The organism is Pseudomonas sp. W2-17, assembly GCF_041060445.1.
Taxonomy (GTDB): Bacteria; Pseudomonadota; Gammaproteobacteria; order Pseudomonadales; family Pseudomonadaceae; genus Aquipseudomonas.
The window spans coordinates 48,303-70,278 of sequence record NZ_JAUFNS010000026.1 but is presented as its reverse complement, the minus strand read 5'-3'; the positions used below and the strand labels follow the sequence as shown (position 1 = coordinate 70,278).

General features: G+C 60.9%; 18 protein-coding genes. All 18 read left to right on the top strand.

Going from position 1 to position 21,976, the window contains the following annotated elements; genetic code table 11:
- The coding region (locus tag QWI20_RS24030; protein ID WP_369307542.1) for a DUF2345 domain-containing protein at nucleotides 1-883 on the top strand (883 nt) is incomplete at its 5' end.
- A 14-nt stretch (nucleotides 884-897) separates the two neighbouring features.
- Complete coding sequence (locus QWI20_RS24025) at nucleotides 898-1,935, top strand: DUF2235 domain-containing protein (protein ID WP_369307541.1); 1,038 nt, start codon at nucleotides 898-900, stop codon at nucleotides 1,933-1,935.
- A gap of 101 nt (nucleotides 1,936-2,036) precedes the next feature.
- On the top strand, nucleotides 2,037-2,570 hold the full coding sequence (locus QWI20_RS24020; RefSeq protein ID WP_369307544.1) for a DUF2931 family protein: 534 nt from the start codon (nucleotides 2,037-2,039) through the stop codon (nucleotides 2,568-2,570).
- Nucleotides 2,557-3,306 carry a DUF2931 family protein gene (locus QWI20_RS24015; protein ID WP_369307540.1) on the top strand — a complete coding sequence of 250 codons (750 nt, stop codon included), beginning with the start codon at nucleotides 2,557-2,559 and terminating at the stop codon, nucleotides 3,304-3,306. Before QWI20_RS24020 ends, QWI20_RS24015 begins: the two co-directional genes overlap by 14 nt.
- A 47-nt stretch (nucleotides 3,307-3,353) precedes the next feature.
- A complete protein-coding gene (locus tag QWI20_RS24010) occupies nucleotides 3,354-6,011 on the top strand; it encodes a hypothetical protein (RefSeq protein ID WP_369307539.1) in 2,658 nt (885 codons plus the stop codon).
- 5 nt (nucleotides 6,012-6,016) lie between these two features.
- Nucleotides 6,017-6,733, top strand: coding sequence for a hypothetical protein (locus QWI20_RS24005; protein WP_369307538.1), 717 nt, complete (start codon nucleotides 6,017-6,019; stop codon nucleotides 6,731-6,733).
- Between the two features lie 124 nt (nucleotides 6,734-6,857).
- A complete protein-coding gene (locus tag QWI20_RS24000; protein WP_369307537.1) occupies nucleotides 6,858-7,583 on the top strand; it encodes a hypothetical protein in 726 nt (241 codons plus the stop codon).
- A 205-nt stretch (nucleotides 7,584-7,788) separates the two neighbouring features.
- Entirely contained in the window at nucleotides 7,789-8,052 is a 264-nt protein-coding gene (locus QWI20_RS23995) for a PAAR domain-containing protein (RefSeq protein ID WP_369307536.1), read from the top strand.
- 2 nt (nucleotides 8,053-8,054) lie between these two features.
- Complete coding sequence (locus QWI20_RS23990; protein WP_369307535.1) at nucleotides 8,055-9,278, top strand: hypothetical protein; 1,224 nt, start codon at nucleotides 8,055-8,057, stop codon at nucleotides 9,276-9,278.
- Nucleotides 9,279-9,291: 13 nt separating this feature from the next.
- The gene (locus QWI20_RS23985; RefSeq protein WP_369307534.1) at nucleotides 9,292-12,669 is read left to right on the top strand and encodes an ImcF-related family protein; all 3,378 of its coding nucleotides are present in this window, start codon (nucleotides 9,292-9,294) and stop codon (nucleotides 12,667-12,669) included.
- Entirely contained in the window at nucleotides 12,666-14,276 is a 1,611-nt protein-coding gene (gene tssA, locus QWI20_RS23980) for a type VI secretion system protein TssA (protein WP_369307533.1), read from the top strand. Before QWI20_RS23985 ends, tssA begins: the two co-directional genes overlap by 4 nt.
- A gap of 22 nt (nucleotides 14,277-14,298) precedes the next feature.
- On the top strand, nucleotides 14,299-16,068 hold the full coding sequence (gene tssF / locus QWI20_RS23975; RefSeq protein WP_369307532.1) for a type VI secretion system baseplate subunit TssF: 1,770 nt from the start codon (nucleotides 14,299-14,301) through the stop codon (nucleotides 16,066-16,068).
- Nucleotides 16,032-17,123, top strand: coding sequence for a type VI secretion system baseplate subunit TssG (gene tssG, locus QWI20_RS23970; protein WP_369307531.1), 1,092 nt, complete (start codon nucleotides 16,032-16,034; stop codon nucleotides 17,121-17,123). Before tssF ends, tssG begins: the two co-directional genes overlap by 37 nt.
- Nucleotides 17,104-17,640, top strand: a complete 537-nt coding sequence (gene tssJ, locus QWI20_RS23965; protein ID WP_369307530.1) for a type VI secretion system lipoprotein TssJ — start codon at nucleotides 17,104-17,106, stop codon at nucleotides 17,638-17,640. The genes tssG and tssJ overlap by 20 nt, the downstream gene beginning before the upstream one ends.
- A gap of 3 nt (nucleotides 17,641-17,643) precedes the next feature.
- Complete coding sequence (gene tssE, locus QWI20_RS23960; protein ID WP_369307529.1) at nucleotides 17,644-18,084, top strand: type VI secretion system baseplate subunit TssE; 441 nt, start codon at nucleotides 17,644-17,646, stop codon at nucleotides 18,082-18,084.
- The gene (locus QWI20_RS23955) at nucleotides 18,081-18,821 is read left to right on the top strand and encodes a type VI secretion system ImpA family N-terminal domain-containing protein (protein WP_369307528.1); all 741 of its coding nucleotides are present in this window, start codon (nucleotides 18,081-18,083) and stop codon (nucleotides 18,819-18,821) included. Before tssE ends, QWI20_RS23955 begins: the two co-directional genes overlap by 4 nt.
- Before the next feature lie 212 nt (nucleotides 18,822-19,033).
- Entirely contained in the window at nucleotides 19,034-19,666 is a 633-nt protein-coding gene (locus QWI20_RS23950) for a biliverdin-producing heme oxygenase (protein WP_369307527.1), read from the top strand.
- Nucleotides 19,656-21,881: an ATP-binding protein gene (locus QWI20_RS23945; protein WP_369307526.1), complete on the top strand. Its 2,226-nt coding sequence runs from the start codon at nucleotides 19,656-19,658 to the stop codon at nucleotides 21,879-21,881. Before QWI20_RS23950 ends, QWI20_RS23945 begins: the two co-directional genes overlap by 11 nt.
- Nucleotides 21,882-21,976 lie beyond the last annotated feature (95 nt).

Sequence of the window (21,976 nt, the reverse complement as noted above, 5' to 3'; positions counted from 1 at the left end):
TATCAGCGTGGTCAAAAAAATGTTCATGGGTATCGGCCAGGGCCTGAGCCTGTTCGTGCGCAAGGTCGGGCTCAAGCTGATCTCCAACGAGGGCCCGGTGAGCATCCAGGCGCAGAACGATACGCTCGAACTGCTCGCTCGCCAGGGCATAAACATCACCAGCACCGAAGATGAAATCCACATCACGGCGAAGAAGCGCATCGTCCTCAATGCTGGCGGCAGCTACGTCGCCATCGAGCAATGCAGCATTGAATCCGCCACCGCCGGCGACTATCTCATCAAAGCCGCGCACTTCGACTTCAGACCGAAAGCCGCGCAGGAGGTTGAACTGCCGGCTCTGCCGCCGCTGCTGGATATACCGCCTGAATTGCATGAGTTCTGGCCAAGCTTCAGTGGCGGCAACATTCACTACGAACGGAGCATGATTAAAAATGCTGCGCCGGTTAAAGAGCCTGAGCTAGTTGAGGAGGAAGAAGAGGAAGAGGAAATCACCGAAGGCATCACCTTGCGCATCGGGCTGTTTTTTGATGGACGGGGAACAACCAGAGCAATGCGGCGGCGACCGCACAGTGCCGACAATCGGATCTGGACAGTTTCAGCCCTGAAGAGCTGGAGAGTATTGCGGCGACGTGCAAGCAGTACGGGTTTGGAGAGTTTGACGGCAGTGCGTTCAATAGCGCGCCGGATAACAGTTACGGGAATGCGCCGAGTAATGTGGCGCATTTGTATGACTTGTATCCGGATAACAGCACGACTGCGCTTAACGCAGACCAAAAGATTGCCTACATATCCATATACGTGGAAGGTATTGGCACTCGCAGCGGCGGGAAGGATGCCACGCTGGTTGGTCAAGGTCTCGGTCAGGGTGAGACGGGTGTTGTAGCGCGGGCGAGGCAGGTGCCGAATCTAGTAGCTAAGCAGCTAGGGCTTCTACAACAAGCTAATCCTGGTGTTGCTATTCAAAGTATCGAATTCGATATCTTTGGCTTCAGCCGCGGCGCTGCCGCTGCCCGGCATTGCGCGAATGAAGTGCTCAAACCTGGTAGGGGATTATTCAACGAGGTGCTCATAGGAGGCCAGGCAGGGTTGTTAAATAACTTCGACCCAAGCACGGATGTTTGCATCAACCTGATTGGCCTGTTCGATACTGTCGCAGCTATGTCGACGCCTTCCCGTGGCGATTTCAGCCCAGGCAATGACATCAATATTGGCGTCAACCTTCACCTTCCGCCTGGATGTGCGCGAAAAGTCATTCAGCTGCATGCGCTCGACGAGTATCGCGCCAACTTCTCTCTCAATGAAGTGCACTTCAGTCATCTGCAGATCGGGATGCCAGGCGCGCACTCGGATATCGGTGGGGGCTATCTGCCGCGATCGCGAGAGAAATTGTGGATGATGAAACCTTGCAAGGTCAGCGTTCAGATTGGAAAAAAGGTTGAATCTCACCCGGGATGGGGTCGCGCGGAAGTGGAGGCGCAGCTGCTACGTGATTCCGGAGTGGCACGCGAAGGCTATATCGAAGTGAAAGCCTGGCTGGCGGCTGCCGCGCCTCGTGGCAAGAGTGAGCCGACGGTACAGGATTACTGGATCACAGTGATCCTTGAGCGCCCGGTCCATGGTGACCTGGCGCTGATTGCCTTGCGAGTCATGCGCGAGCTTGGTGTGCGTAACGGGGTGCCGTTCAAGAACCTGGAAGAGCGTCCTGAGCTTAGAGTGCCAGACGAGCTCAGACCTATCGCCGAGCGAATTCTGCAGCAGGTGTTGGCTGACAGGTTTGTGAGACTTGATCCAGCGCAGGAATCATTGCTCCGAGCGCGCTATATCCATATCTCTGCTCACTGGACCCCAACTGGCCCGGCGTTTCTGAGCAAACCCGCGGGAATGATGCGCCGTGACAGGCACCCTGATGTCCCGCAAATAGGTTACCCAGAATGAAGCGCCCGCTTTGTCTCCTAGGCCTGCTGCTCAGCCTCACTGCCTGCGCTAGCGGACCAAATCTGCCTTCAACTCCTAAGCTGCCATATCCTGCCTGGTACGTGGGATTGGCCGCTCCGCAGCATATGGAAGTATGGGTAGAAACTGTGGACGTGCTTGATCAACGCGGCCTCGCATTCTTTCGCGTACATGGTGGCGTCGCTGGCTATACCGGTAAGGCTGCGGGCTGGCATCGCGGAGGAGGAAAATCGAAACCTGTAAACAATGTGGATCTGCCTAATCACATTTTCCTGCGGTGGCAGTCACTGGTTGAGCCCCAGGCTTACAAGATCAAAATTCAAATACCTCAGTGGGTACGTGACGAAATGGTCCGGCCAGAGCGCGTGCTTTGCCAATGGAATCAGCAGTGGAAAACCGACTATCGAGAGATGATCACGCTGGGCATGGCCCCCGGCGGGATTGTCAAGATGTGGGTAGGTGGCTCCTGCTTGGGCTTCAAAGAGGTAGGCCGCTTTCAGGCTGAAGTCGAGCCACTTGGTCCCTATCGTGGCGCCAGCAAGGGCAAGTACGTTTCGCTCGAACCTGAGAACAAAGCCTACGTAGAGCAGCACGGTATCCCTTATGGCAGTTGGTGATTCGGCAATGAGTGCGTACAAAAACCGTCGCCTCATGCCACAGCGGCCTCAACTGCAGCTGCGTACATGGTGCTTAACCGAAGACTGGGCCTCCGGTATGAGGCGCTTGGTCTGCATAGTCGGTTTTTCACTCGCTCTCAATGCCTGCGCGAGTGGGCCACGATTACCTCCTGCGCCAAAGCTGCCGTACCCGGCATGGTATGTAGGCTTCGCCGCGCCAAAACACATGGAAGTGTGGGTCGAGACCGTTGATGTGCTGGACAAGCGTGGACTCGCGTTCTTTCGGGTACACGGAGGTGTCGCGAGCTACACAGGAACCGTTGCGGGCTGGCATCAGGGAGTTTCGGGCGGGAAACCCATCAGTAACGTTGATCTACCGGACCAGATATTCCTGCGCTGGCAGTCACTCGTGGAGCCATTGGCTTACAAGATTAAAATAACGATACCGCAATGGGTCCGTGACGAGATGATCAAGCCACAGCACGTTTTGTGCGAGTGGAATCGGCAGTGGAAAAACGATTTCCGGAAAATGATCACGCTCGGCATGGCGCCCGGCGGGATCGTAAAAGTGTGGGTGGGAGGACCGTGTTTGGATTTCAAAGAAATCGGCCGCTTTCAGGCCGAAGTCGAGTATCGAGGCCCTTATCTGAACAATAAAGGACTCTATTACAGGGCCCCAAATCCAGCAGCACAGGCCTGGATTGATCAACACGGTATTCCCTATGGCAGTTGGTAACTTGTCCATGGGCATACCCGGCATGCGTCGCAGGAGCGAATAACGCTATGAGTACTCTGTTTGCCCGGCCCTTCGGATTGGAAGAAACCCAGTCTCCGATACTGCCAACGCCCGACACCTTGCCGCCGCGTTCGTCTGCCGACGCGCAGCCAGATGCCGACCTACTGCAACCGGTCCAAAACTGGAGCCATCCCTTCCGCGACAAACGCGATGCGCTCCAGCAACTGACCCACTTGGCAAACGCCGCAAGCGGCAGCTATCCCCTCGGCAGCAGCGGGCTCTGGCATGGCGGCGTGCATTTTGATGCGGGGACGGCGGGCACGCTGGATCAGTCGAGCGTGCACTGCATCGCGGACGGTGAAGTGGTGGCCTATCGCATTGATGAGCAGTCGCCTGACACGACGTATTTCGTCAATAAACAGCCCGTTTCAAAGCCGTTCTCGCGGAATTTCGTGCTGGTGCGACACCGCTTGCAGCCGCCTGCCATCAAGGGCAGCACGGACACGCCGCCGAGTCTGATTATTTACAGCCTCTACATGCACCTGCGGGATTGGGCGGCGTACGAAAAAGCCCCGGCCATCGTCAGGCCAGGATTCTGGAAACCCGGGTCAACATTTGAGGTTCGCACCGACGTTAACGACATCCATGGGGACTACCCCGGGCAACGCGGACTGAACGTGCGCAACAAGGCGAGCAAGGGCGCGATCATCGGCTGGCTGCCGCGTGGTGCGGAAGTCCAGGTCAGCGGCGAAGGCACTTATCGCAAGCTTGAAAACACCCCCGGCCCCGATCACCTGAAAGACGCCAGCGGCGGGTTGCGAGGTTATGTCTGCGCCGACTTCCTGCGACCCATGGCGGGCGAGCAGCATCGGGTCGTTTCCGAGACGCCCCTGAACGTCCGTGCTCAGCCAATGGTTCGCAAAGGCAACGAGATCGGCACGCTGTATCCAGGCACCGAGGTGACGGTCAGTGGCACAGGCCGGTTTCGCAAGCTGGAGCAGGTCAATCAATACGTGCACTTCGGTTCGTTGCAAAGCGGCGCGGCCGAGCCGGAAGCGCGGGGCAGCGTTGTCGTTCGGGATAATCCGGTTGTGATCAAGGCCGGTGAACTGATCGGGCACATGGGCCGATATCACGAAGGCGCCGTCGATTACCCGGAGAATCGTCTGCACCTGGAGGTGTTCAGCGCGGGCGACGTGAAAATGTTCCTGGGCCTCAGCCGCGTTTGGGCAGACAAACTGCCCGCCAGCAGCAAGACCTGGCTGAAGCTGGTGAAAGGCACTCCCGTGGTCGCGCATCAGGGGACTTTCAGCAGCAAAAAGCCGCCGACGTTGAAGGCGGCAGGCACGCTCAGCGCCGCGCAATTGTTGCTTCCCAAAAGTTTGCTCGACGGTTTGCCGGCCGAGCGAAAAATCGCGGTGCCTGCCAGTGCCGACAGCAAAGCGTGCAACTGGTATCGCCTGGATGGGCTGCTGCACGACGCCGACAACAACCTGCTCGACGGTTGGGTGCGTGAGGAAGTGGGCGGGACACCGTGGCTTAGCCCATGGTCATGGGAGGGTTACGAGACCCTGGCAGACTACGATTCACCGCGGAGCATGCTGGCGTCTTTTATGCGCGCATCAGGCCGGTTCAACGAGGACGAGATCACACGCCATGGCGCGGCGGCTGACAAGGCCGACCAAGGCCCGATCAAAAAGCGCCTGTTCGACATCATTGACCGAAACCGCGACGGCAAACTGAGCGGTAGCGAGATACAAGCCGCGCTAAGACTGCCAGCCCATGCCCAGTCGATTTCCCAACTGATTGTTCGGTATCAAAGTGAATGGCATCAAACGCCTGGCAAGTGGGATGCGTTGGACGATTTGCTGGGGCATGGCGGCGCGACGCCTAACCGCAACTGGCTGGCGGAGAAGCAACGGATCAGAGAGTTGACTTGGTGGGCAGAGGTGGCCGGACGGCTTGGGTTGCCGGCGGATGGGAAAGTGCATCATCTGCATCCGATCGGGTTGATCGGGTGTTTTGAAAAGACAGGTGGGCTAATAGATGTCGAAGCATTTTTGACGTTGTATGCCGCGGAACACACTCGCTTCGCTCCGGGCACGCCTGCGCTTACGGCGGGTTCAAGAGAAAATCTGCGCAGGACCGTCCTGGCGATCAACAAATACTACGAGGAATCCACCGACGTTGCGAGCCTGTACGAGGTTGCTTATATGTTGGCAACGGTGAGGCATGAAACTTACTTCTACCCGACGGGTGAGTTTTTCAGCGAAAAGCCTGAGTATGGAAAGCTTTCTTACTTTGATCAATATGACCCAGTGCTTGCTCCCGAATCCAGGCAGCGAAATAAAGCAGTACTTTACGGCAATGTCGAAAAGGGCGATGGATTTAAATACCGAGGTCGCGGTTGCGTGCATTTGACATGGAAGGTCAACTATCAGAAATTTTCGGATTTGACGGGGTTTGACTATGTTGCTGATCCAGATGCGGCGGCCAAAGTCGAATACTCCGTCCCTATTATGATTCTTGGCATGACGAAAGGGCTGTTTACGGGAAAGAAGCTTTCTAGTTTTTTTGCGGGAAAGAGGCATGACTATTTGTCTGCTAGGCAAATTATTAATGGTAACGATGCCGCAACTTTGATTGCTTCCTACGCAGAACGTTTTGAGAAAATGCTAACCCAATCGTCAAAATTGCAGGGATGATAACCATGAAGTTCAAAAGGTTTTTGTTGGTCGTTATGTGTTGTTTAGTATCGACCGGGCTAAGTGCCGCCTTTTCTTTATCATCTAGCACCGATGAGGAGACCTTGATTGCGGATGTCGACGGTCGAGAATTTCGGTACCCCAATATTATCGGCGACCGATATGGCTTATCGACGGGTGTAACGCTCATCAATAATGCGCCCGCGCTGTTCGCTTTCGGAAGAGACAGCTATTACTACACTTTAAAAGCAGATACGCTTGGTGCTTTTATCGATTGTGCGTATGCCGATGGCAGAAACTCCAGAAATGGCGCTGGAGTGCTTGCGGGGATGTGCGGTCTCAATGCAAAGATTGTCGAAGACTCTCAGAGCATTGCACAGGGGTTCGCCAATACTTGGATGTATTCGGTCTACGGATTCGACACATGGCCAATGATCAGCAATAAAACCAGCGGAGACTTTCTCCTGGGAAAAATTGGCGAGGTTGAGGTATACGATCGATATGCCTCCATGGATGATCTCTTGAATGCAAAACCCGAGAAATACGTAAAAACGTCTTTGGGCTGTTATTACTTCAAACAAAAACTGGCCTTCCTGGTGTTTAACAAGCCTCGGCCGGATACGCCTGTATATCTAGATGTCATCCGCTCTCATGATCCGTTTTTGTTAGATCGGTTAACAGAAGTTAAATTAAAAAAGATGGCCGTCAGAAAGTGCCGTTGACAATCACGACACTCAGGCATTGACACGTGCAAATAAGCAGCTACGGCTGGCAAATAATTGCTTCCGATGCACGGTACTTCTAAAAAAATTAGGGCAGTCACGGATGCTGTCCGGAGAAATCGCTATGAGAATCGTGAAGGTGTTACTGGGGCTTATGTGCCTGTCAATGGCCATTGGGGTGAACGCCGCCTTTTCAATATCATCCAACGACGAAGATGGAACCCTGACAGCGTATGTGGACGGTCGTGAATTTACTTATCCCGAAATAATTGGCGACCGATATGGCCTTTGGACGACTGATGGGCTGATCAATAAATCACCAGCGCTTTATGTTTTAAGCAGAGACACTTACTACTACACTTTAAAGGCAGGCGCGCATGGTGCGTACATCGATTGTGCGTATACCGATGGCAGAAACTCCATGAATGGAGCCGGGGTGCTCGCGGGCATGTGCGATCTCGATGAAAAAATTGTCGAAAACTTTCAGTCGATCGCGCAGGATTACTCAAACAAATGGAAAGATTCGGTTTATGGTTTTAATACAAGATCAATGCTCGATCATAAAACTGGTGCGGAATTTCTTCTAGGGAAAATTGGCAAGATTGAAGTTTACGATCAATATCCTTCGGTAGATGCGCTATTTGGCGCCAGGCCCGAAAAATATATAAAGATGAGGTCGGGGTGTTATTACTTCAAACAAAAGCAGGCCTTCCTGGTGTTTAACAAGGCTCAGCCGGATAAGCCGGTATATCTAGATGTCATCCGCTCTCATGATCCGTTTTTGTTAGATCGGTTAACAGAAGAAAAGCTGACAAAGATGGCCGTCAATAGATGCCGTAAATCCAAATAAAACCTGGGCGCGGGCGCACGAGCAAGCGCTACCGATAGGCAGTTTTCAGAGAGATCTAAACACTCCTGAAGGACTACCAAGCGCACGTTCTGAAGAGCTTTTCCTGCAATGCACTTTTTTGTGCGAAGCACTGTTACGTCCCCGACCTCTATGAAGTCGGGTGGATTCGATCAACTTTTATTTCTGCAATGAAGGGAGACAAATCATGAAAAACATCATCCGCATAGGCGACACACACACCGGAGGCGGCCAGGTGCTTTCGGGTTCCGGGGTCATGAAATTCGGCGGCATTGGCGTCGCCCGGCTGAACGATCCTGTCTTTTGTCCGCTGCCCGGGCATGGCCCGACGTTCGTGGCCGAAGGGCACGCCACCTTCAATGACAACGGTATCCCGGTCGCCTTTCACGGCCATCGCTGCGGATGCGGATGCCTGTTGATTTCGTCCATGCCACAAGCGAGCGCACGTTAGTCATGCCGGTCAGACTGGATCAAGTCCCGCCCGTTGCTCAGCGACCCGGTCGGCCCCGGGTGTGGCTGTGGCTTGGCGCACTCGTCTTGCTGGTCATGGCAGGCCTGGTCGCGCAGGCGCTGCTGATCCCGGCAGCGGAGGAGGGCCGGCCAATCATCCTGAGCCCGGCGGTGTTTTTGTCGGCCATGATCTGGACTGCCCTTGCCGGATTGAGAGCGATGATCTTCGCCGGCCAACAGCGTTCGGCCGACGGCTGGGATGAGGTGCGGGAAGAGGACCTGGCTGAGCGGATCAGCTGTGGTCGCCGCTCGCTTGACGTATTGGGCGCAAGCCTGCACACCGCGTTGCGAGCGCCGGACTCAGATACACACCCTCTGCTCGATCTCATGCTCGGGGACGAACCCGCCATCAAATCCCAGGTAACAAGACTTGGCGGTGTGGCACGTCACAGTCGCTTGCCCGGGGATGTAGCCGAAGCGCCTGTGGATGTGCTGGATGGGGCCTTGCGCAGAGTGCTCGGTGATCTGGCACCTGCATTGGCGCAGTTCCCACAAGACAGCCCGATTGCGTTGCTGCTTACGGTTGAGACCTGTGTACCCGAGGAAACGCTTCAAGACATCTGGAAACAGGCGTGGCAACAGTCAGGCATCCGGCACGCCCCAGTGCCCGTTGCCGAAACAGGCATGGCCGCTGTCGACCAATGGCTCGACCAACGCGCTGCGGACCAGAGCCCACTGATGGTCATCGCGCTGCAGATCGCCCCCTCGAACGCCGATGCAACGGCTGAGGCCGCCGTTGGGCTGCTGCTTGCAAACCCCACGAACCATAGCGGTGTAACGACGCTTGCCTGCCTTCATCGTCCTGAACCGGAGCGCGAGCAAGACGACACCTCATTGATCCGGGCAATGCGTCAAGCGCTGGACTGGGTGCCGCTGCAGCCCGAGCAGGTCGGTCAGGTCTGGCGTGCAGGTGTCGATGGGGCGCGCAACGCCGCAATTGCTGCACAGATCCCAGCGGCCCTGCCGACGGCGGACGCTAAACCGGAGCTGATCGATCTCGACGCGTTGCTGGGCCACGCCGGACCTGCCGCGCCGTGGCTGGCCATCGCCGCCGCTGCGCTGAATCTGCAGCACGAAGCCAAACCTCAATTTGTTTTGTCCGGGGAGGGTTCGGGTGAAACCGCACTCTGGGGCATGGTCTTGACGCCCGTCCCCGCGCGTCCCTAGCAGGAGCTTTTTTATGCGTATTCCACGTTCTATCGGGTTTGTTGTTCTCACAGCCATTTTGGTGGTGGGCTTCGGCCTGATAATTCTGCTATGGCAGTTCACTCACCTCATGGGCATCGCTGCCGGCAGCGAAGAACAAACCGCATGGCTGCTGGGTGTTGCGGCCGCCACAATAACGGCCTGTGCGGGCGCGGTGAGTTTTCAGTGGCTGACGCAACGGTTGGGGCGGGCGGAATATCTCAGAAAAGCCAGTGAAATCTCTCCCCAGCCAGCGTCTGCCGAAGGGACTGGACCGGGCGGTGACAAGGCGCTACAGGTCGCCGATGCGCTCAAAGAGCACCTCCACCACCAATACACCGCCTTCCAGCGCACCCGCACCCGTTTCATTCTGGTCGTCGGCGAGCCCAAACAGATCGAAGCCATCGCCCCAGGCCTGGCCGACGCCCACTGGCTCGAAGGCCAAAACACCGTGTTGCTGTGGGGCGGCAGCCCGCAATCCCAGCTCGCCGAAGCCGCCACCCGCTGGCACGCGGTAACCCAGCGGCGCGGTCTGGACGGCGTGGTCTGGGCCCTCGATAAACAGCAAAGCACCAACGCCGCAGCAATGGCCAGTGGCGTCGCCGGTCTGCAGCAACTAGCGCGAACCCTGGGCTGGCAGTTGCCGCTGCACCTGTGGGAGGTCTGCGAGAGCGGATGGACGCAGCAAAAGCGCGCGCGCGGGCCCGCCGGGTTGCTGCTGCCCACGCGTCTCGACGACTTGCAGCTGCAGAAGATGTTGGCCCCAATTCACCACCCGTTGCATCAGATGGGCCTGGCCGAGCTGACAGTCCACCCTGGCCATGACTTTCTCTCCCGGTTGTGCGCCAACCTGAAAGCGGAGGGCATCGCCCGCTGGCACCAGGCCCTGACGCCATTGCTGGGCAAGTTCGCGCGGGGCGTGCCGTTACGCGGTCTGTGGTTCAGTTTGCCGGCGCTGCCGACCGAGTCCAACGGCAATCTGTGGCTGCCGGGTCCGGCGTGGTCAGGCTTGCTCGCGGACACACCTCGCGACGCCCGGCGCCTGGGCTGGCCGGTCCCTCGCATCAGCTATGCACTGGCATTCGGCGCGATGCTGATTTGGTTGACCGGCCAACTGCTGTCGTTTTCCTCCCACCGTACGCAGATCCTCGACATTAAGTCGTCCCTCGCGGCCGTGGAACCGTCGGGCAACGGCGATGAGCCGTTGCTCGCCCTCAATGCGCTGATCCTCGAAACGGGACGGCTGAAGGACCGCGCACGCAGTGGCGAGCCATGGTTCCAGCGCTTCGGGCTGAGTCAGAACGATGCCTTGCTCGCGGCGATGTGGCCGCGCTACGTGGAAGCCAATAACCGGCTGATGCGCGACCCGGCGGCGGAGAACCTCAAGCGCCAACTTGCCGACTTGGTGGCATCGCCCGCCGACAGTCCTCGGCGTGCCAAGGGCGCGCACAACGCTTACGTTCAGCTCAAGGCCTACCTGATGATGGCCCGGCCAGAGAAAGTGGACGCCCGGTTTCTGGTCACTGCCCTGGGTCATGCCGAACCGGCGCGAATGGGCGTATCGCCGGGTTTGTGGAAAGGACTGTCGCCGACGCTGTGGCAGTTTTACGCAGAGCAGTTGGCGGCCAATCCGCAGTGGCGCATTGAGGCAGATACCTCACTGGTGAATCAGGCGCGGCAGGTCTTGCTGGTGCAACTGGGTCAGCGCAATGGCGAAGCCAGCCTGTACCAGCAGGTACTGGAGGCCGCCGCGACTCACGCTCCCGATCTCGGGGTTGAGCAGATGGTCGATGACAAAGAGGCGTGGCCGCTGTTTTTCACCGAGGCGCGTGTGCCGGGCGTGTTCACGCGGCAGGCGTGGGAAGGGCAGGTGCGTCAGGCGATCGATGACATCGTCGCGGCCCGCCGCGAGCAGATCGACTGGGTGCTCAGCGACCGGGAAAACAGCGCCGTTGCCGACACCTCGCCGGAACAGCTGCGAGGGCGGCTGACCGAGCGCTACTTCCATGATTACTCCGGCGCGTGGCTTGAGTTTCTCAACAGCGTGCAGTGGCGACGGGCCGACAGCCTGGCCGACGTCATCGATCAACTGACCCTGATGAGCGACGTCCGCCAGTCCCCCTTGATTGCCTTCATGAACACCCTGGCCTGGCAGGGTCAGGCCGGCCATCGCAGTCAGGGGCTGAAGGACTCGCTGATGCAGTCGGCGCAGAAGCTGATGGGCAGCGAACGCCCGGAGCAGGCGCCTGCCATCAGCCAGCAGCTCGACACGCCGGCCGGGCCGTTGGATCCGACCTTCGGCCCGCTGCTGGGGTTGCTGGGCAAGGACCCGGAAGGCAAGGGTGGCGATGATGACCTCAGCCTCCAAGCGTTCCTGACCCGCGTGACCCGGGTGCGCCTTAAGTTGCAGCAGGTCAGTCACGCCGCCGATCCCCAGGGCATGACCCAGGCCATGGCGCAGACGGTGTTTCAAGGCAAGAACATCGACCTCACCGACACCCGCGCTTACGGCGAGCTGCTGGCCGCCAGCCTCGGCGAGGAGTGGGACGGCGTGGCCCATGCGCTGTTCGTGCAGCCGCTGGAGCAGGCGTGGGGCAAGGTGCTGGAACCTTCGACGATCGCGCTGAACCGGCAGTGGCAGCAGGCGGTGGTTGATGAATGGGACAAGGCATTTCTCGGCCGATATCCCTTCGCCGCCACCGGCAGCGACGCCTCGTTGCCGATGCTGGGCAAGATGATCCGCGCCGATTCCGGGCGCATTGAGCAGTTCTTGCAGCGGGAGCTGACCGGCGTGTTGCGCAAGGACGGCGGCCGCTGGGGGGTGGACCCGTCCCACGGTCAGGGCCTGTTGATCAACCCGAAATTTCTCGCGGCGGTCAATCAGCTCAGCCACCTGGCCGACGTGCTTTACACCGACGGCGGCATGGGCATCAATTTCGAGCTGCAGGGCAAGGCGGTGCACGACGTGGTGCAGACCACCTTCGTACTCAATGGCGCGCGCCATCAGTACTTCAATCAGAAGGAGAGCTGGCAGCGCTTTGCCTGGCCCGGCAGCAGCGATTACCCCGGCGCCAGCCTCACGTGGACCAGCGTGCGCAGCGGCGAGCGTCTGTACGGTGACTTTCAGGGCGCCTGGGGGCTGATCCGTTTGCTGGACGCCGCCACGGTCACCGCGCTGGACGACAGTGACAGCCGCTACCGCATCATCGTGTCGGCGCCGGACGGCCTGGACCTGACCTGGCACCTGCGCACCGAGCTGGGCGCGGGACCGATGAGCCTGCTGGCGCTGCGCAATTTCAAACTGCCGCGACAGATCTTCCTCAACGGGATCGCCAGCGCACAAACGTCGTCGCGCGCCGAGGTGATGGAATGAGCCTGCAAACGTTGATCGCCACGACGCTGGGTGAGCGCGACGCGGTGGCCCTCGCCAAGGCCCACGCTACCGAGTGGGCGTCATGGCTGGCGCCGATCAGTGGTGACTTAAATGTGGGTCAGGACCCCGGCTATGACGATGATTTCCAGAGCATGCGCGAGGAGGTCAACAAGCTGTCCGGGGCGGACGCGGATCGGGTCATCGTGCTGGCGGAAAAGCTACTGAAAGGCACGTGCAAGGACCTGCGCGTGCTCACCTATTACCTGTGGGCGCGCCTGCAGCGGGACGGCGAGGCCGGGCTGGCGGAAGGCTTGAATCTACTGGCCGCCATGGTTGATCGCTACAGCGCCGAGGTGCTGCCGGCGCGGCCTAACAGTCGCAAGGTCGCGCTGGAGTGGCTGGCCAGCGCCAAAGTCCTCGACAGCCTGACGCTGTACCCGGAAGTGGTGAAGGCCGAGGCCGAACGCACGGTCGCCGCGCTGGCCTGGCTGGATCAGGTGCTGGAAGGCTGGCCCGCTGAACAACGGCCGGAGCTCGGCGCGCTGTACTCCGCATTGTCGGCGCGTTTGGCCCAAGCCGGCGGACTTGATGCCGTGGTGCCGCAATTCAGTGCCGGCCATGACGCTGCGAACCCTCAGGCCACTAAACAAGCCGCCAACCACGGCGCCGGCCCCGCCCCAATTACCATCCGCTCGGGCCGCGACCTACTGGACAACGGCCGCGCGCTGGCCTGCTATCTGCGCGAACAACCCCAGGGCTGGCTGGCAGCCCATCGGCTGATGAAAAGCCTGCGTTGGGACACCGTGCACCAGTCGCCGCCCCAGGACGCCAATGGCCGCACGCGCCTGGCACCGCCCCGATCCGAATACCGCGCGCAACTCAAGCGGCTGTACCTGCAACAGAGCTGGAACGAGTTGCTCGATCAGGTAGAGCGTATGTTCGCCGAGGGCGTGAACCATTTCTGGCTCGATCTGCAGTGGTTTCTGTACCAGGCGCTGAGCCGGCAGCCTGCGCCGTTCGAGGGCTGGGCGCGCATCGTCAAGGAGGATCTGGGCATGCTCCTCGAGCGCCTGCCGGGCCTCGAAACCTTGTGCTGGGACGACGGCTCGGCCTTTGCCGACGAGACCACCTGCGAATGGATCGATCAGCACGTCAGCACTCAAAGCGTGGCTGCCTGGCTGCCCGCGACGGCCGCTTCCCACGCAGACGAAGCCGACATTCTGGCCCTCGAAAGCGAGGCACTGGCCCAGGCCGATCGCGACGGCGTCGAGGTGGCGTTGAGCTGGCTCGACACGCGACCCGACATTCACGGCGGCCGGCAGCGCTGGCTGCTGCGCCTGCTGATGGCGCGGGTCGCCGAACAGTACGGCAAAAGCGAGCTGGCGCTGCACCTGCTTGGCGAACTGGACGCCACGGCCCAGCGCCATGTGCTCGCTCAGTGGGAGCCGGCGCGGGTGTTTGAAGTCAAGGCGCGGCTGCTCAAGCTGCTGCGCATGAAAGCCCAGCGCAGCGACGCCGACAAGGCTGCGCTGGGCAAACGGATGGAGCCGCTGCTGGCGGCTCTGGTGGCCATGGACCCGGTTCGCGCGGCAGTGCTGTGCGGCTGACACTTTCAACCAGGAGGTTTTTTTGAACACGGACAATCTGACCCTGCGTTATTTCGATGCGGAAATGCGCTACCTGCGCGAGGCCGGCAAGGAGTTCGCCCAGGCGTTTCCCGACCGCGCCGCTTCGCTGAATCTGGACAAGCCCGGCGCCCACGATCCCTACGTCGAGCGGCTGTTCGAAGGCTTCGCGTTCCTCATGGGACGGCTGCGGGAAAAACTCGACGACGACCTGCCGGAGCTTACCGAAGGCCTGGTCAGCCTGTTGTGGCCTCATTACCTGCGCACGATTCCATCGCTGTCGATCGTCGAGCTGCAGCCCGACGTAAACCAGATGAAGCAGAGCGAGCAGGTCGCGACCGGCTTTGAAATTCAGTCGCAACCCATCGGTCCCCAGCGCACGCGTTGCAGTTACACCACCACCCAGGACCTGACCCTGCGCCCGCTGGCGCTGGATTCGGTGCGCCTGGCCCAGGAACCGGACGGGCGCTCGGTGATCCGCCTGCGTTTTTCCTGCGGGGCGTTGAGCAACTGGGGTCAGCTGGATTTGCGCCGCATCCCGCTGTACCTCAACGCCACCCCGGCGGTGGCCAACGCGCTGCATCACGCGCTGACCCTGGGCACTCAGTCCCTCTATGTGCGTCAGCCCGGGGACGCGCACCGCCAACCGCTGCAAGGACGTTTTGGGCCCAAGGGCTTCGGCGATGACGACCGGCTCTGGGTGAAGGGCGACAGCGCCTTCAGTGGCTATCAGCTGCTGCTGGAGTACTTCAGTTTTCGCGAGAAATTCATGTTCGTGACCCTGCACGGGCTCGAAAACATGAGCATCGCGCCGGACGCGCCGTGGTTCGAACTCGAGGCTGTCCTGAGTGTGCCCTGGCCCCATGCATTTTCGTTGAGCAGCGAGCACATTCGCCTGCACGCCGTGCCGGTGATCAATCTGTTTCCGCTGGAGGCCGACCCGCTGTCCCTGGACCCCTTGCAGACCGACTATTTGCTGCGGCCCATGCGCCTGCAGGACGGCCACACTGAAATCTACTCCGTCGACCGGGTGACGGCGTCCCGGGATTCCGGGCGGGAAGAATACGTGCCGTTTTCCAGCTTCCGGCACAAGGGCGGCATGCTCCGTGACGAGGCGCCCGAGCGTTATTTCCACACCCGCCTCAAGCGCGGGGCGAACGGGCTGCATGACACCTGGCTGATACTGGGCGGCGAGGGCGCCGACCTCGATCGGTTGACCGAGCGCCCGTGCCTGTCACTGCGCCTCACCGGCACCAATGGACAACTGCCGAGGAAGGCGCTGCAAAGCACGATCCTTGATACGCCGCTGCACACAACCCAGGCCGGTCTGCGGGTGCGCAACCTGTGTGCGCCGACCCTGCCGTGCTATCCGCCCAGCCGCGACCGCTTTCACTGGCGGGTGTTGAGCCATCTGGGCTCGAACTTTCTGCCAATGCTCGACAACGCCGAGGTGCTGCGCGGCACCCTGGCGCTGTACGACTGGACCGGCAGCGAGCTCAATCGCCGGCGTCTGGAAGCCATCGTCGAGGTGCGTCACCACCTCATCCAGCGCTTCGAAAAAGGTTTTTTGCTGCGCGGCGTGGACATCGAGGTGACCCTCGATGCCAACGGCTTTGCCGGCGAGGGCGACATCTGCCTGTTCGGCGAAATGCTCAACCGGTTCTTCGCGCTGTACGCCGACATCCACTTGTTCACCCAGATCACCCTGATTCTGCAACCGACCGGGAGGAGCCTGCGATGGAGCGAAAACCACAGCCAGCGGATTCCCGGTTAAGGGTCGCCGAATGGCTCGCTGCGGTGCAGGGGCGGGTGGCGGAGGCGAGCGTTTACCGCTTTTGCCAGTTGCTTGAGAGCGCCGTGCCGGATCAGCCGCCGTTGGGCAGCTCCGAAGATCCGGCCGACGATCTGGTGCGTTTCCGGCCCGATCCCGGCATGGGTTTTCCCGCCAGTGAACTGAAAGCGGTGGAATGGTCATCTGAGGATCAGCGGCTACCCGCAACTGTGCGCACCTGCTTGCTCGGCCTCTACGGCGTGGATTCGCCGATGCCGACGCGCTACCTCGACGACATTGCGCAAAAGCGGGAAGGCCACGAAGCGCTGGAGGGGTTTCTCGACATCTTCAACCATCGGGTCTTCACCCAGTTCTACCGGATCTGGCGCAAGTATTCCTACCCGGCCTCGTTTGCGCCCGCTGGGGCCGACCCCACCTCCCAGTGCCTGTTCGGGCTGATCGGGCTGGGCATCCCCGGCACCGCGAAACGCATCGCCACGCCGCTGTCGCGTTTTCTGGCGTTGCTCGGCGTGATGCGTCTGCCAACCCGCAACGCCGAGGGCATTTCGGCGCTGGTGCATTTGCTGGCGACCCACACTCAGGCGTCGATCAAGCCGCACTGGCCGCGAAACATTGCCCTCGACGCGCCTGCCAGCCTGTCGTCGGCGCGGCCGGTGAGCCTGTCACAAGGCACGCCGTTGGGCTGCGTCGGCCGCGACGTCAACAGCGAACTGTTGCTGACGCTGTTCACCGCCGACCACGACGAGGCGCGGGAATGGCTGCCCGGCGGCGGCTTGCACAGCGACCTGCGGGTGCTGTTGCAGGTTTACCTCGGTTGGCGCTGTACCGCGCGGTTGCGCCTGTCGCTGCCCATCGACTGCCTGCCGGTGTCAGCGCTCGGCGGACGAGGTGTGCTGCTCGGCATGACCGCCGGACTCGGACTGAAGGGCCGCGCTGCTGCGCAAGCCGACAGCATCACCATTCACCTGGGCCGTTATCAGGGGCTCCACGTCAATCCTCAGGAAAGAGAACCCACCCATGTCGCCTATTATTTATAAAACGCTGTCCGTCATCGCCCTCAGCCTCTTCGTCAGCGGCTGCGGGGTGACGCAGAGCGTGTCCGAATCCACCGCAGCCATGACCCAGGCGATCTTCTACAAACAGGTCAGAACCCTGCGTCTGGACTTCGACGGCCGCGTGGCCCTGAACACCGATGGCACGGACATGCGCGGGTTGTCGGTGCCGGTGATGGTGCGGGTGTATCAGCTGCGCGATGGCAAGTCAGTGAACAAAGCCACCTACGACGACCTGCTGCGCGACGCCGACCACGCGCTCGGCGCTGATCTGCTGGATCAGCGATCGCTGGTGGTCAAGCCCGGGGAGGGCGCGCCGCTGGATGTGCCGCTGAACGAAAACGCCGGAGTGGTCGCCGTGGTCGGGTTGTTCCGCGAGCCCGATCTGCAGCTAAACGACTGGCGCTTGCTGCTCACCCGCGACGACCTCGACCCGGATCGGCCCCGGGTCATCGAGCTGGGCGAAAGCCGGCTGACCCTGCGTCCCCTGGCCGAGGGTTGAGCCATGAGCGAGCTCAACCCTTCGCTGTACGAAACCCTGCTGCAGAATTTCAGCGGCGAGCTCGACCTGTCCCGGGTGGGGGAAGACGATCAGTACGTGCTCTCGGTGCTGGACAATGTGCAACGCGTGCTCAACAGCCGCGCGGGCACCCTCGCGCACTTGCCCGATTACGGCCTGCCGGACATGGGCGGTGTGCTCGAAGGCTTGCCCTCTGCCGCCCATGGACTGATGCGGACCATCGCCGACACGCTGCTCAAGTACGAGCCGCGCCTGTTGTCGCTGCACATTGAGCTGTTGCCGCAGACCCAGCCGGGTCATCTGGTCTACGCCCTCGACGCCACCCTTGAAGGGAACCGCACCGCGACGTTCGGTACGACCTTGAGCCCGGAGGGAAGGGCGGTGGTGCGTCATCTCAAGCGCCATAATGTGCAGGCCCGGACGTGAGCGGCCAGGCAAAAAGTCTGTCAGGCCTGGACATCCAGCCTGGGGGCGATCCGCGCGCGCTGTCCGAATACCGCGCGCTGTGCACCGAAATGGCCAGGCTCGCTCATCCCGCCTGTCCTGATGTCGATTGGCGGCAGGTCGAGCAGTGTTGCCTGGATGTGTTTGCCCGCAACGGCGCTGATCTGCAATCAGCGGCTGCCTATGCCTTGGCCCGCAGTCACCGAGCCGGGGTGAACGGGATGTCCGAAGGGGTGACCGTGATGGAAAACCTCTTGCAGGCAGGCAGCAACACATGGCCCCGCGGGGTGTCGGCGCGGGCGGAGATATTCGGGGGACTGTTCGGCCAGTTGCAGGCGGTGCTGCGGGAAATGGAGATCAACGCCGGCGATCTCGCGGACCTTGGCCTGTTGAACGTGCAGCTTGGACAGTTGCGCCAAACGCTGCGGTACCAGAATCCGCTGCCGACCCGACCTCTGGAACAGCTGCGCCAGCAGATTGCGCAACGGGCGTCCCGCATCGAGCGCGTCGCTCAGGCCACGGCGATGGTCGCGCAGCACTCCACGCAACCTTCACCGCTGCACACCGAAACGCATCTCCCGGCGCAGAGGGGCCCGGCGGTCACGCAGCCCACGCCTGCCCAGACCATCAGACCCCGTACGAAAAAACGCCTGGCGGTATGGACCGGAGTAGTGATCGTCACGCTGTTAAGCCTGATCGCCGCATTGGCCTGGCAGTGAGGGTGCGCGTTGCTTTCACGCTCCCCCACGACGCCGGTCGCACAAAGGGGCTACCGACCGCCCAGCCGAACCCTGGCATTTGACTGTCAGCCAGGTTTACAGCCGGGTCTTGCGTCCATTAGTGTGCGTCCATTAGTGTGCGCGCATCACCTGCCTTCACGCCGCGGCCGCCGCATGTTCAGGCACCTTCGCTCAGACGGACACTTTCGCCCTTGGTTGAAATCACCCCCGAGTTGCCCTGCGCAGACGCCCCGGCGCCTCTCGCGACCGTGCAGCAGCAGTTGCGCACGGCGACCGCTGCCCAGCATCTGGCCCTCGAAGCCAGGCTGCCACTGACCCATTCCCGACTCGATCTCGACACCTACAAACGGATCATCGAGGCTTATTACGGCTTCCATCTGCCGTTGCAGCAGTCAATGCAGCGGTTTCTTGTGCCCCAGGCCATCGACCCGGCGCGGCAGAAAATCCCGGCGCTGGTCAAGGATCTCTACGCCCTCGGGCTGAGTGATACGCAGATCCACGCCTTGCCCCAATGCAGCGCGCTGCCTGCCATCGACAGCCGCGCGCAGTTGCTCGGTGTGATGTACGTCATGGAAGGGGCGACGCTGGGGGGGCAGGTGCTGCGGCGGATCATCGCCGACAGGCTGAGCGTCGACGCCGACAGCGGCGGTGAGTTTCTGGACGTGTACGGCCGCGACACCGGGCGGTTGTGGAAGGCCTTCCTCAAGCAACTGGCCGAGTTCGATGGGCCGCTGCACAACGCCGAGGTGGTGCAGGCGGCCTGTTCCACTTTCCACTGCTTTCAAACCTGGCTGGAGCAAAGGGGAGTGTTGAATGACGCTTGACCACACGCTGAACATGGATGAGCTGCTGGACACCTGTGCCAATGAACCCATTCGTATCCCCGGCGCCATTCAGCCCCACGGTGCTCTGCTGACCCTGCTCGAAACCGACTGGACCGTGCAACAGGCCAGCGCCAATGCCTGGCAGATGCTGGGCATCCCCGGCGACGCGCAGGCCGGCGACTCGCTGGTACGCTGGCTGGGCGAGGCGCAGGCCGACGCCTTGCGCGACGCCGTTCAGGACGCGGATCTGCACAGCCTCGATCCTTTGCCGATGCAATGTGCCGGGCAGGCGTTCGATGGCCTGATGCATCGTCACGACGGCCTGTTGTTTCTGGAACTTGAGCCCGTCGCCACACAGGCATCGATGCAGCACTTGGGGCCGCGCCTCACGCGCACCTTGCGTCGCCTGCAATCGGCCAAATCGCTGGACGATCTGTACGCCATCAGCGTCTCGGAAATCCGTGCACTGACCGGCTACGACCGGGTCATGATCTATCGCTTTGAAGAGGAGGGTCACGGGCAGGTCATTGCCGAGTCGGCGACGGCCGAACTGGACGCCTACCTGGGGCTGTTTTTCCCCGCCACCGACATCCCGCAGCAGGCCCGCGAGCTGTACCGCCTGAACTGGCTGCGCATCATCCCCGACGCTGCGTATGTGCCGGCGCCTCTGGTCCCGGCCCTGCGCCCGGATACCGGCGAGCCGCTGGACATGAGCCACGCGGTGCTGCGCAGCGTGTCGCCGATCCATTGTCAGTACATGCACAACATGGGCGTGCGCTCATCAATGAGCATTTCCCTGCTCAAGGATGAACGCCTCTGGGGCCTGATCAGTTGCGGCAATCGCGAGCCGCTGCAGGTTCCCCACACGCTGCGCTCGGCCTGCCAGACCATCGGGCAAGTGCTGTCGATGCAGATCAGCCTGCTGGAAGATCAGCAGACTCAGCGCCAGCGACTGGCCAAGCATCATATGCTGGACAGGCTGTCCAGGGCGATGAACGAGTCCGCTGACGACGTGTACAACGGGCTGCTTGAACACGCCCAGGCGCTGCTGACACTGGTCGACGCCACCGGTGCGGCGGTGATCATCGACGGTCAGGTACACCTGATCGGCCAGTGCCCGAGCACCGAGCAAGTGAGCGCGTTGCAGCAATGGCTGCAGAACCGGCCCGGATCGGTGTTCGAGACGTCCAGCCTCGGTGCCGTGTTCCCCGACGCCCAAGCGTATCAACGCGTGGCCAGCGGACTGCTGGCGTTCAGCTTGCCCAAACCGGTGGCCAACGGGGTGTTGTGGTTTCGCGCCGAAGTCAGGGGCAGCGTGGAGTGGAGCGGCAACCCGCAACAGGCCAAACGGGTCGTCAATGATCGCCTGCAACCACGGGAATCCTTTGCCCTGTGGGAACAGCAGGTCGAGGGCAAGGCCAGAACCTGGAGCGCCGGTGAGGTCTACGCGGTGTCCGATCTGCGTCGCTCTGCGCTGGAGGCAGACCTGTCACGGCAGGTGCTGCGCGAGAAAGAGGCGGTGCGTGCCCGCGATGAACTGGTGGCCGTGGTGTCGCACGACCTGCGCAGCCCGCTGACGGTTATCGTCATGCAGTGCGGCATGATGCAGCGGGTGATCAACGCCGACGCCACAGCATCTACCAAACGACTCAGCTCTGCCGTCGACATCCTGCAGCGCGCGTCTTCGCGGATGAGCAGCCTGCTGGAGGATTTGCTCGATACGTCAAAGATCGAAGCCGGCCGCTACTTCATCGACGCCGAGCGGCTGGAAGTCAGCCAGTTGTTCGAAGACGCCTGGTCACTGCTCACGCCACTGGCGCTGAACAAATTCATCGACCTGACCTTCCACGCCGAACCCGAGCTGACGGTTTTCGCCGATCCGGAGCGCATGTTTCAGGTGCTCTCCAACCTGGTGGGCAATGCGATCAAATTCACCCCCAAGGCTGGCAGCGTAAAGGTCACGGCGGCGGGTGCGGGCGACCATGTGGTGTTCACCGTGGTGGATACCGGGGAGGGTATTCGCAGCGATCAGTTGCCCCATGTGTTCGAGCGCTACTGGCGCAGACGTGAAGGCAACCCGAGTGGCACCGGCCTTGGGCTCTATATCTCCCAAGGGATCGTCAAAGTTCACGGCGGTGAACTGACGGCCATCAGTGAAGAGGGCGTCGGCAGCGAATTCCGTTTCACGATACCGCGCGCGTCCACGGCGTCGTGAACCCGGTGCGACCGCTTTAGCGGCAGGGGGTTATTCCTGGCTGGAATCCCCCACATGAAAAACATGAATTTTATTTATGGTCCTCAGCCCTCTAC

Bases quoted from the DNA above. Each gene is read 5' to 3' on its own strand.
- QWI20_RS24010 (WP_369307539.1), top strand. From the start codon at position 3,354: ATGAGTACTCTGTTTGCCCGGCCCTTCGGATTGGAAGAAACCCAGTCT.
- QWI20_RS24015 (WP_369307540.1), top strand. From the start codon at position 2,557: ATGGCAGTTGGTGATTCGGCAATGAGTGCGTACAAAAACCGTCGCCTC.
- tssJ (WP_369307530.1), top strand. From the start codon at position 17,104: ATGTCGCCTATTATTTATAAAACGCTGTCCGTCATCGCCCTCAGCCTC.
- QWI20_RS24005 (WP_369307538.1), top strand. From the start codon at position 6,017: ATGAAGTTCAAAAGGTTTTTGTTGGTCGTTATGTGTTGTTTAGTATCG.
- QWI20_RS23985 (WP_369307534.1), top strand. From the start codon at position 9,292: ATGCGTATTCCACGTTCTATCGGGTTTGTTGTTCTCACAGCCATTTTG.
- QWI20_RS23945 (WP_369307526.1), top strand. From the start codon at position 19,656: ATGACGCTTGACCACACGCTGAACATGGATGAGCTGCTGGACACCTGT.
- QWI20_RS23995 (WP_369307536.1), top strand. From the start codon at position 7,789: ATGAAAAACATCATCCGCATAGGCGACACACACACCGGAGGCGGCCAG.
- tssA (WP_369307533.1), top strand. From the start codon at position 12,666: ATGAGCCTGCAAACGTTGATCGCCACGACGCTGGGTGAGCGCGACGCG.
- tssG (WP_369307531.1), top strand. From the start codon at position 16,032: ATGGAGCGAAAACCACAGCCAGCGGATTCCCGGTTAAGGGTCGCCGAA.
- tssE (WP_369307529.1), top strand. From the start codon at position 17,644: ATGAGCGAGCTCAACCCTTCGCTGTACGAAACCCTGCTGCAGAATTTC.
- QWI20_RS23990 (WP_369307535.1), top strand. From the start codon at position 8,055: ATGCCGGTCAGACTGGATCAAGTCCCGCCCGTTGCTCAGCGACCCGGT.
- QWI20_RS24000 (WP_369307537.1), top strand. From the start codon at position 6,858: ATGAGAATCGTGAAGGTGTTACTGGGGCTTATGTGCCTGTCAATGGCC.